At 46.7% G+C, this 1,405-nt stretch carries 1 protein-coding gene; it reads right to left on the bottom strand.

Translation table 11 applies throughout. The features are described 5' to 3' along the window. Positions 1–1,361 (bottom strand): IS21 family transposase (gene istA, locus BLQ57_RS20760; protein WP_092824233.1); only part of this gene is annotated, 1,361 nt, incomplete at its 3' end. Positions 1,362–1,405: the final 44 nt, after the last annotated feature.

Genomic DNA, 1,405 nt, shown 5'->3' with positions numbered 1-1,405 from the left:
CTGGCGAGCCGGATGATCCCCATAGCCCTTTTGTATGCTGTTTCCGGGTAATCGGAATCTACAAAAAGCCCTTCGATGCATGCCAGTGTATGGGCTCCTATGGGGCTGGCCAGCTTCCTGAAGTAATCGGGACTCCAGTCCTTGTATTTTTGATGTGTACTGCACAGATGGGAATCGACGGTGTTGTAAGTGCCTCTGACAGTATTCCTTTTATGGAATGCGATCCTTTCAGCGAAGTAATAAACCTCAATTGTGTCCTTGGTATAATGGATCTGCGTAGTTTTGCCGATGTAGCGATAGGGTACACTGTAGTAGCTTTTTTCAGGGGAAAAGTAGACGTATCCGATCTTTTGGACTTTTGCCCTCCGATATTCTTTGAGCTGGTATATGCCATTGGGCAACGGCTTAAGGGCTTCCCGTTCAAACGACTGAAAAAGCTCTCTCCTGCTGGCTTCTTTCCGCTGGAAAAGCATGTTGTTGAACTTTTCCAAAAGCCTGCGGATCTCTTTGTTCAGCTCTTCCAATGAAAAAAAGGTCATCTCCCTGAGTGGATAATAGATCCGCTGGTAGGTGAGCTGGACAGCATTTTCCACCAGCGCCTTGTCCTGTGGGCTATAAGTCCTGGTCGGGTTGATCACACAGTCATAGTGCCTGGCAAACTCTTTGAGACTGCGGTTGATCTCGGGTTCATACTTGCTGGCCCTGCTCACTGCGGATTTTAAATTGTCGGTAACCACGGCCGTGGGAACTCCTCCCATGAACCACATCATGTTGTTCATACAGGGGATCAGATCCTCACGCTTTTGGCTCCAACAGGCTTCAACATACGTGAAAAGACTGAATGGAAGCACGGACACAAAAACCTCAACTTTCTTCACCTCACCGGTCTGTTTGTCTATGATATCCAGTCGTGTGCCTGCAAAATCCATGAACACTTCCCTTCCGGGAAGATGCTCCAGCTTCATGGAGCCTTTTACTTCCGAGTACTTTCTGTGAAAGTGCTCCATAAACTGGGTATAGCTGTAGGGATCATCGCACAGCTTCCTATACTCTTCATAGTGGTGCAGGAAGGTAAAACCGGGATGGTTTCTGGAGCTTTTATTGTTCTCAAAATACCGCATCAGGGAATCGTACCGGTTGTTTTTTATGGTTGTCCTTGACGGGAAAAGCTCTCTGAGCTCCTGCTCATTCATGGACAGCAGTTCACCTGCCTGGTAGTCCGATGACAAAAGCCATGAAATATACTGGTTGATTGTATTGCGGGATATACCCAGGGTCAAGGCAATCTTTCTGTTGCTCAGACCATCTCTGTGTAAACTGAAAATCTGTTTTATATCCATCGGATCAAGTACGTTAGCCATCTCGTTTTATCTTTAGAACGACATGGGGATTATTACTTGACCTT

Origin of the sequence: Algoriphagus faecimaris (genome assembly GCF_900101705.1) — a bacterium.
GTDB classification, from domain to species: domain Bacteria; phylum Bacteroidota; class Bacteroidia; order Cytophagales; family Cyclobacteriaceae; genus Algoriphagus; species Algoriphagus faecimaris.
This window is presented reverse-complemented; position numbering and strand designations above follow the sequence as displayed.